Here is a 9,068-nt window from a genome sequence, read left to right on the forward strand (position 1 = left end):
GTGACGGACAGGGTGGGGGTCATGTTGTCGGCCTGGGTGGCGCTGTCGGGGACTACCTTGCCCTGTACCGAGACCCAGGAGTCATCGGGGAGTGCGGGCATCGGGCCGGCGAGGTGGATGCGCAGGGTCTGGGCGTCGGCGACGCAGCAGGTGATGACGACGCGTGCCAGATCGAGCCCGTCGTGGCTGCCGTCGGGGCGGGGGCTGCCGTCCTCGTCGGTGCGGATCACGAAGCCCTGCACTGTGATCGAACGCCGGTCCAATTCGCCGCTGGAATCGTAGGAGGCCCGGTCGATCAGGTCGTACATGCGGATGAGCGGAGCATCGCCGGGAGGCAGCGCCGCGAACGGGAACTTGCCGTTGTCGCTGGCGGCGGCCTGGGCGGGTTCGGCGATGCTGGCCTGAGCGGTCGCGCCGGATTCCACCGAGGTGGCCCCCAACGCGGGCGGGACGATGATCAGCAGCGCGGTGATCGGCGCGAGCAGCAGCCACTGCGGCCGCCCGGGATGGTGGTGATCATCCTCGTGCGACTTCTCGCTCCGGATATCGCCGACGATCGCGACGACCGCCAACAGCAGCAGCGCGGACCCGCTGACGATCAGATACGGCTGTAATCCGGGCTTGACGTATCGCAGGAAGGTGCCGTCGAGCGAGATCTTCAGCACCGCCGCCCCGATCAGCAGTAGGACGAAATTCTGGGCCGCCCGGCTCATCGGGCCCCCAGGAACAGATATCCGGCCGCGGCCCCGCAGACCGTGGCCACCAGGAACGTCATGGGGGCGAAACGGATCGCGAACCGCCGCCCGAACGTGCCCGCCTGCATCGCGAACAGCTTCACGTCCACCGCGGGGCCTACCACCAGGAACACCAGCCGCGGCAGCAGCGGCAGACTCGACATGCTCGACGCCACGAACGCGTCGGCCTCCGAGCACAGTGCCAGCACCACCGCCAGCACCGCCATCACGCCGATCGAGACGATCATCTGCCCGGAGAGATCCCGATACCACGACGCCGGGACCAGCACGTGCAGCGCCGCCGCGGCCAGCGCGCCGACCACCAGGAACGCGGCCGCCTGGAGGAAGTCGTGCCGTGCGGCCTCGGTGAAAACCTGCCATCGCGAGCGTCCGGGCGCCCAGTGGTCGTGCCCGTGCGGCTGGATCCGGAACCATTCGGGTCGCCCGAACTTCGCCCACAGATAGCCCATGACGAACGCGGTGGCCAGCGACCCGGTGAACCGCGCGCCCACCATGCCGGGCTGCCCGGGAAAGGCGACCGCCGTCGCGACCAGCACCACCGGGTTCACCGCGGGCGCGGACAGCAGGAATGCGAACGCCGCCGCGCCGGGCGCGCCCTGATCCATCAGCCGCCGCGACACCGGGACCACGCCGCATTCGCAACCCGGCAGCGCGATCCCGGCCAGGCCCGCCACACCGATGGCGGCGGTCTCGTTGCGCGGCAAAATTTTTCGCAGCAGTTCGGGTGACACCAACGCCGCGATCGCACCGCTGATCATGACGCCGAGCACCAGGAACGGCACCGCCTGGACGAAGACGCCGGTGAAAACCGTTGTGGCGGTTTGCAATCTGGGGCTGGCGGTAACCCAGTGGGTGAGCTGCCCCTGGAATATCAGCCCGAGTGCGAGTAGCGCCGCCAGCACGTAGGTGGACGCCGTGCGCAGCGACCGCCGAGGCGCGGGCGGAACAAGCTCGGCGGGATCGCTGATCTGTTCGGTCTGCGGTATGGACAAGTCATCTACCCCCAATTGCTGGCGACCCGAGTTGCTGGGGACACTGTGTACTGGCGACATCGTTGCCGTAGAACATCGTGTAGCTGGTGACACCGGAACCGTATACAACCGACCGCGCACACCCCGTATGCCCGCGGTAGCTCGATATCCGCTGGCGCAGTGCGTGTATGAGAATGATGGCACAGACCACCGACAGCTGGGAATCGGTACAATTCGCCTCGCGCGTGTTGCGGACCGGTCGTCATGCTTTCGACCCGGCATGTGTCCGGATCCGGCCCCGCGACGAGCGGTTCCCGACACGCCGAAGCCGCCGCGCCGGAAAGTCCGACCCCACCGAAAGCCCCGGGCTCACCCCCTACATTCCATTGTCGCCTAGGCTCAACTCATGCAGCGCATCATCGGAATCGAGGTGGAGTACGGGATCTCCACACCCACCGAGCCCTCGGCCAACCCGATTCTCACCTCCACCCAGGCGGTCCTGGCCTATGCGGCGGCCGAGGGCGTGCCGCGCGCCAAGCGCACCCGATGGGACTACGAGGTCGAGTCCCCGCTGCGCGACGCGCGCGGTTTCGACCTGGGCAGGCTCAACGGGCCGGCCCCGGTAATCGACGCCGACGAGGTCGGCGCGGCCAATATGATCCTCACCAACGGCGCCCGGCTCTACGTCGACCACGCGCACCCCGAGTATTCCGCCCCCGAGGTCACCGACCCGCTGGACGCGGTGATCTGGGACAAGGCGGGTGAGCGGGTGATGGAGGCCGCCGCGCGCTACGCCTCCAGCGTGCCCGGCGCGGCCCGGATGCAGTTGTACAAGAACAACGTCGACGGCAAGGGCGCCTCCTACGGCACTCACGAGAACTACCTGATGAGCCGCGATACGCCGTTCAATCAGATCATCGTCGGCCTGACCCCGTTCTTCGCCTCCCGCCAGGTGGTGTCCGGATCCGGGCGTGTCGGCATCGGCCAGTCCGGGGACACGGCCGGATTCCAGCTGTCCCAGCGCGCGGACTACATCGAGGTCGAGGTGGGCCTGGAGACCACGCTCAAGCGGGGCATCATCAACACCCGCGACGAACCGCACGCCGACGCCGACAAGTATCGCCGCCTGCACGTCATCATCGGCGACGCGAACCTGTCCGAATGGTCCACCTACCTCAAGGTCGGCACCACGGCGCTGGTGCTGGACCTGATCGAGGCCGGTGAGGATCTGTCCGATCTGCAGCTGGCCCGCCCGGTGACCGCTGTGCACACCATCAGCCACGATCCGACCCTGCGCGCGACCGTCGCCCTGTCCGACGGCCGCGAGCTGACCGGCCTTGCGCTGCAACGGATCTACCTGGACCGGGTAGGCAAGTACCACAGCCGCCAGGGCACCGACGACGAACGCATCTCCGACGTGCTGGAGAAGTGGGCGCACGTGCTGGACCTGCTGGAACGCGATCCGATGGAGTGCGCCGACCTGCTCGACTGGCCGGCCAAGCTGCGCCTGCTCGAGGGCATCCGCAACCGCGAGGGCCTGGGCTGGGCCGCACCGAAACTGCATCTGGTCGACCTGCAGTACTCCGACGTGCGGCTGGACAAAGGCCTGTACAACCGCCTGGTCGCGCGCGGGTCGATGCAGCGGTTGGTGTCCGAGCAGCAGATTCTGGACGCGATGACCGCCCCGCCGACCGATACCCGCGCGTACTTCCGCGGCGAATGTCTGCGCCGGTTCGGCGCGGACATCGCGGCCGCCAGCTGGGATTCGGTGATCTTCGATCTCGGTGGCGACTCGTTGGTCCGCATACCCACCCTCGAGCCCCGGCGCGGCACAAAATCGCACGTGGGCAAACTGCTGGACGGCGTGGACACCGCCGCTCAGCTGGTCGAACAGCTGACGACGTAGCGGTCCGGCCCGCGCGGGCGCGCATAGCTCCCGCAGGGGTCGTACACGCGGCGAGGACGCTGTGATGGTCGCTGGCGGGGCCACAGTGCGGTGTAATCCGGCATGTTGTCGGCGTCCCTGGGTAGTGTTGAGGAACGAGCATCGGATAACTCCCGGCGCTCGCCGAGGATGAGACAGAGGAGGTCGGCTGCTATGGCACAAGAGCAGACCAAGCGCGCCGGTGGCGGCGACGAGGAGGACGACGCCGTCGGCGTCGATGCCGCGGGGCAGGAGCGCCGCGAGAAACTGGCGGAGGATACCGACGACCTGCTCGACGAGATCGACGACGTCCTCGAGGAGAACGCGGAGGACTTTGTTCGCGCATACGTTCAGAAGGGCGGCCAGTGACATCAGGTGACCCCATGCGGCTCCACTCGGGGTACGCCTTGTCATCTTTCTCCGAACATCTGCGGATTCACGCGCCGGAACTGTTGCCCAGCAACGGTTTCGGCCGTGCCGCCGATCCCGCTGTCACCGGTGGCGCGCACGATATCGCCCCGCACGGCACCACCATCGTCGCGATCAGTTACCGCGGCGGCGTGCTGATCGCGGGCGACCGGCGGGCTACCCAGGGCAATCTGCTGGCCAGCCGGGATATGGAGAAGGTGTACATCACCGACACCTACTCCGCGGCGGGCATCGCCGGGACCGCGGGCGTAGCGGTGGAGATGATCAGGCTGTTCGCCGTGGAGCTCGAGTACTACGAGAAGATCGAGGGTGTGTCGCTGACCTTCGACGGCAAGTCCAACAAACTCTCGAAAATGGTGCGCGACAATCTGCCCGCGGCCCTGCAGGGCCTGGCGGTGGTGCCGATCCTGGTCGGCTACGACGATCATGCGACGGATCAGGACAAGGTCGGGCGCATCGTCTCGTACGACGTGGTCGGTGGCCGCAGCGAGGAGCGTTTCGGCTACACCGCGACCGGGTCGGGTTCGATGTTCGCCAAGTCGTCGCTGAAGAAGACCTACAGCCGTGGTCTCGACCAGGACCGCGCCCTGCGCATCGCGGTCGAATCGCTGCTGGACGCCTCCGACGACGACACCGCCACCGGCGGGCCGGATCTGATGCGCAACATCTATCCGACGGCGATCACCATCGGCGCCGAGGGTGCGGACGAGGTGTCCGACGAGCGGCTGGCGGAGATCGCCCGGTCGATCGTCGACGCACGGGCACAGGAGGAAGGGGGTGTGTCCGCGTGACACTGCCGTACTATGCGTCGGCCGAGCAGATCATGCGCGACAAGACCGAGCTCGCGCGCAAGGGCATCGCGCGCGGCCGCAGTGTCGTGGCGTTGGTGTACGACAAGGGTGTGCTGTTCGTCGCCGAGAACCCCTCGGCGACACTGCACAAGGTCAGTGAGCTCTACGACCGCGTGGGCTTCGCCGCCGTCGGCAAGTACAACGAGTTCGAGAATCTGCGCAAACACGGCATCCTGAACGCCGATCTGCGCGGCTATCAGTACGACAGGCGGGATGTCACGGGCCGCGGCCTGGCGAACATGTACTCCTCCCTGCTGGGCACGATCTTCACCGACCAGCTCAAGCCCTACGAGGTGGAGCTGTGCATCGGTGAGGTCGGGTATCCGGAGCAGTCACCGGATGCGGTGCTGTACCGGATCAACTTCGACGGCTCCATCGTCGACGAGCGTGAATACGTGGTGATGGGTGGTAACACCGATCCGATCGTGAGCGAGCTCAAGGAGTCCTACCGGTCCGGGCTGGACCTGGGCGCCGCGGTGCGCACCGCGGTCGACGCCCTGCAGAAGGGCACCCCCGAGGGCACCGACAAGGAGAAGCGAGCGCTCGGCGTGAACCTGCTCGAGGTGGCCACCCTCGAACAGTCGCGTCCGCGCCGCTCCTTCCGCCGGATCGCGAGCTCGGCCCTCGAGGATCTGCTGGCGACGGACAAGGGCGCCAAGGGCAAGTCCCGCGCCAAGAAATCCGAGGAGTCGGACGAGCCGGAGACACCGTCGGCGGGAGATCCATCGAACGCATAACGCCACGTCATTCCCGTGGAACCCTTTCCGGCGCGTTTTCCGACCGGAATCCCTCATGAGATTCCGGTTGAAAGCGTCCCGGGTTCCCTGGGTGTCTACACGGCATGACGAGGTGCTCTATGTCGGCATGACACGTGTTGCAGTGCAGGCCCCTTCGTTCGCACGATGCGAGCGTGGGGCCTGCGGTGTTTGTAGAGTCTTTTCCGAGGTGAGAGCGGGTTTTGCTATCCGCCCCGGGCGAAATCGTTGTGAAGACGTATGCAACGGCTTGCTCGCACAGCCACTTTCGGGCACGCCATGGTTGTAATGTCGATGGTGTGCAGCGACGAATTATGGGGATCGAAACCGAATTCGGTGTGACGTGTACGTTCCACGGCCACCGTCGGTTGAGCCCTGACGAGGTGGCCCGGTATCTGTTTCGCCGGGTGGTTTCCTGGGGCCGTAGCTCGAACGTATTCCTCCGCAACGGTGCCCGGCTCTACCTCGATGTCGGTTCCCACCCGGAGTATGCGACGGCCGAATGCGACAGTCTGGTGCAGCTGGTCACCCACGACCGCGCGGGTGAGCGCGTACTGGAGGAACTGCTGATCGACGCCGAGCAGCGGCTGGCGGAGGAGGGTATCGGCGGCGATATCTACCTGTTCAAGAACAACACCGACTCGGCCGGCAACTCCTACGGCTGTCACGAGAACTTCCTGGTCGTGCGGGCCGGTGAATTCTCCCGGATCTCCGACGTGCTGCTGCCGTTCCTGGTTACTCGCCAGCTGATCTGCGGCGCGGGCAAGATCCTGCAGACCCCGAAGGCGGCCACGTTCTGCCTCTCGCAGCGTGCCGAGCACATCTGGGAGGGTGTGTCGTCGGCCACCACCCGGTCGCGCCCGATCATCAACACCCGCGACGAGCCGCACGCCGATGCCGAGAAGTACCGGCGCCTGCACGTGATCGTCGGCGATTCGAATATGGCCGAGACCACCACCATGCTCAAGGTGGGTACCGCCTCGCTGGTCCTGGAGATGATCGAGGCCGGCGTCTCGTTCCGGGACTTCGCCCTGGACAACCCGATTCGCGCGATTCGCGAGGTCTCCCACGACCTGACCGGCCGCCGTCAGGTGCGCCTGGCAGGCGGGCGGCAGGCCAGCGCCCTGGACATCCAGCGCGAGTACTACGCCCGCGCCGTCGAGCACCTGCGCAACCGCGACCGCGATCCGCAGGTCGACGCGGTGGTGGATCTGTGGGGCCGCACCCTGGACGCGGTCGAGGCGCAGGACTTCGCGAAGGTCGACACCGAGATCGACTGGGTCATCAAGCGCAAGCTGTTCCAGCGCTACCAGGACCGCTACAACATGGAGCTGTCCGACCCCAAGATCGCCCAGCTCGACCTGGCCTACCACGACATCAAGCGTGGTCGCGGTGTCTTCGACCTGCTCCAGCGCAAGGGTCTGGCCAAGCGCATCACCGAGGACGAGGCGGTCGACGCGGCGGTCACCACCCCGCCCCAGACCACCCGGGCCAAGCTCCGCGGCGACTTCATCACCGCCGCGCAGGAGGCGGGCCGCGACTTCACCGTCGACTGGGTTCACTTGAAGCTCAACGACCAGGCGCAGCGCACGGTCCTGTGCAAGGATCCGTTCCGTTCGGTCGATGAACGAGTGGATCGGTTGATCGCGTCGATGTGACGGTTGGCGCAGCGAATCCGCCCACCACTGCGGACGGATTCACTGCTGCGCATTATTCTTGTCCGGGTGGCGATATCCAAGGTCGAACGGCTGATGAATCTGGTCATCGCGCTGTTGTCGACCAGGCAGTTCTTGAGCGCGGAGCGGATTCGGGACAGCGTCGCGGGGTACGAGGAGTCGGCCAGCGACGAGGCTTTCAGCCGGATGTTCGAGCGTGACAAGAACGAGCTGCGCGATCTGGGGATTCCGCTGGAGATCGGCCAGGTCAGCCGGCTGTCGGGGCAGGAGGGGTACCGGATCAACCGGGACGCCTACGAGTTGCCCGATATCGATCTGACCAGCGAGGAGGCCGCCGCCGTCGCGGTGGCGGTGCAGCTGTGGGAATCCCCGGAACTGGCGGCGGCGGCCGACAGCGCCCTGCTGAAGCTGCGAGCCGCGGGCATCCATGTCGAACCCGATGCGGCGCAGGCCGTGGTGCCCGCCGTCCCGGCGCGGACCCGGGGGTCGGAGGCGGCGCTGGGCAAACTGCTGGCGGCGGTCGACGCGGGCCGCGCGGTCCGATTCGAGCACCGCAACTCACACAGTGCGCCGTATCTGATGCGCGATGTGGAGCCCTGGGGTGTGGTCACCCATCGCGGCCGCTGGTATCTGGTCGGGCACGATCGCGGTCGCGATGCCGTGCGCACCTTCCGGCTGTCGCGGATCGGGGCCGACGTCACCGCGTACGGGCCGGAGAACGCGGTCCGCAAGCCCGAGGGCGTCGACCTGCGGCGGATCGTCTCGGACGTCACGGGCGCGGCGCCGGTGACCGGAACGGCGACGGTCTGGGTGGCCGACGGCCGCGGCCAGGAGATCCGGCGGCTGGGTCCGGCCGTCGAGGATCGCGAGATCGCCGGACGGATGGGCGCGGTCGTCGAGGTTCCGGTGCGCTCGCGCGACTGGCTGGCCCGCCTGATCACGGGCCTGGGGGCCGATGCCCTGGTGCTGGCGCCCGCCGAGCTGCGCGACGATGTCGTCGCCCGCCTGCACTCGGTGCTGGACCATACCGAGGTCCCGGCGTGAGCACCATCTGCCGAGGCGTGGAGAAGTACGGAGGGGGACAGGCATGAGTAGCAGGCTGTCGACGCGGCTGTCGCGGCTGTTGAATATGGTTCCCTATTTTCTGGCGCATCCGGGGATCAGCCCGGCGGAGGCGGCCGGAGACCTCGGCGTGACGACCAAACAGCTGATGAACGACCTCAACCAGCTGTGGATGTGCGGCCTGCCGGGATACGGGCCGGGCGATCTGATCGACCTGTCGTTCTCCGAGGAGAGTGTCGAAGTCACCTTCTCCGCCGGCATCGACCGCCCGCTGCGGCTGACCTCGACCGAGGCGACCGCGCTGCTGGTGGCGCTGCGTTCGATCGCCGACCTGCCCGGCATGGTGGATCCGACGGCGGCGCACGCGGCGACGGCCAAGATCGAGGCGGCCATCAGCGGCGCCGCTGGCACCGTCGCCGAGCCGCACGCCATCGCGCCGCTGGAGGCGCCGGCGGTGACAGCGGTGCGTTCGGCGCTGGCGGCTGGTCGGGCGCTGCGGTTGGTCTACTATTCGGCCAGTCGCGACGTGGTTTCCGAGCGCGTGGTGGATCCGATCCGAATCGTGCTGGTGGACAACAACTCCTACCTCCAGGCGTGGTGCCGCCGGGCTGAGGGGGTGCGGTTGTTCCGATTCGACCGCATCGA

Annotated in this window: 9 protein-coding genes; 7 read left to right on the forward strand and 2 right to left on the reverse strand. The window is 67.4% G+C overall.

Going from position 1 to position 9,068, the window contains the following annotated elements:
* Both JZ791_RS42415 and JZ791_RS42420 read right to left on the reverse strand, forming a co-directional pair.
* Nucleotides 1-713, reverse strand: a 713-nt coding sequence (locus JZ791_RS42415) for a TIGR03943 family putative permease subunit (RefSeq protein WP_216903343.1), incomplete at its 3' end; no start/stop codon positions are given.
* Nucleotides 710-1,657 (reverse strand): permease, encoded by a 948-nt coding sequence (locus JZ791_RS42420; RefSeq protein WP_308163469.1) that lies wholly within the window; start codon nucleotides 1,655-1,657, stop codon nucleotides 710-712. The genes JZ791_RS42420 and JZ791_RS42415, both read right to left, overlap by 4 nt.
* Before the next feature lie 475 nt (nucleotides 1,658-2,132).
* Between JZ791_RS42420 and dop the strand changes: the two genes are divergently transcribed.
* From dop to JZ791_RS42455, 7 genes are all read left to right on the forward strand, one after another.
* Nucleotides 2,133-3,632: a depupylase/deamidase Dop gene (gene dop, locus JZ791_RS42425; RefSeq protein ID WP_216903347.1), complete on the forward strand. Its 1,500-nt coding sequence runs from the start codon at nucleotides 2,133-2,135 to the stop codon at nucleotides 3,630-3,632.
* Between the two features lie 192 nt (nucleotides 3,633-3,824).
* Nucleotides 3,825-4,019, forward strand: a complete 195-nt coding sequence (locus tag JZ791_RS42430; RefSeq protein WP_216903349.1) for a ubiquitin-like protein Pup — start codon at nucleotides 3,825-3,827, stop codon at nucleotides 4,017-4,019.
* A gap of 14 nt (nucleotides 4,020-4,033) precedes the next feature.
* Nucleotides 4,034-4,870 carry a proteasome subunit beta gene (gene prcB, locus JZ791_RS42435; protein ID WP_216903351.1) on the forward strand — a complete coding sequence of 279 codons (837 nt, stop codon included), beginning with the start codon at nucleotides 4,034-4,036 and terminating at the stop codon, nucleotides 4,868-4,870.
* Nucleotides 4,867-5,667 carry a proteasome subunit alpha gene (gene prcA / locus JZ791_RS42440; protein ID WP_216903353.1) on the forward strand — a complete coding sequence of 267 codons (801 nt, stop codon included), beginning with the start codon at nucleotides 4,867-4,869 and terminating at the stop codon, nucleotides 5,665-5,667. The genes prcB and prcA overlap by 4 nt, the downstream gene beginning before the upstream one ends.
* 317 nt (nucleotides 5,668-5,984) lie before the next feature.
* Entirely contained in the window at nucleotides 5,985-7,343 is a 1,359-nt protein-coding gene (gene pafA / locus JZ791_RS42445) for a Pup--protein ligase (protein WP_216903355.1), read from the forward strand.
* Nucleotides 7,344-7,409: 66 nt separating this feature from the next.
* Nucleotides 7,410-8,405, forward strand: a complete 996-nt coding sequence (locus JZ791_RS42450; RefSeq protein ID WP_216903357.1) for a helix-turn-helix transcriptional regulator — start codon at nucleotides 7,410-7,412, stop codon at nucleotides 8,403-8,405.
* A gap of 43 nt (nucleotides 8,406-8,448) precedes the next feature.
* The coding region (locus tag JZ791_RS42455) for a WYL domain-containing protein (protein ID WP_216903359.1) at nucleotides 8,449-9,068 on the forward strand (620 nt) is incomplete at its 3' end.

It is taken from the genome of Nocardia alni, from assembly GCF_019038435.1.
In the GTDB taxonomy this organism is placed as follows: Bacteria; Actinomycetota; Actinomycetes; order Mycobacteriales; family Mycobacteriaceae; genus Nocardia; species Nocardia alni.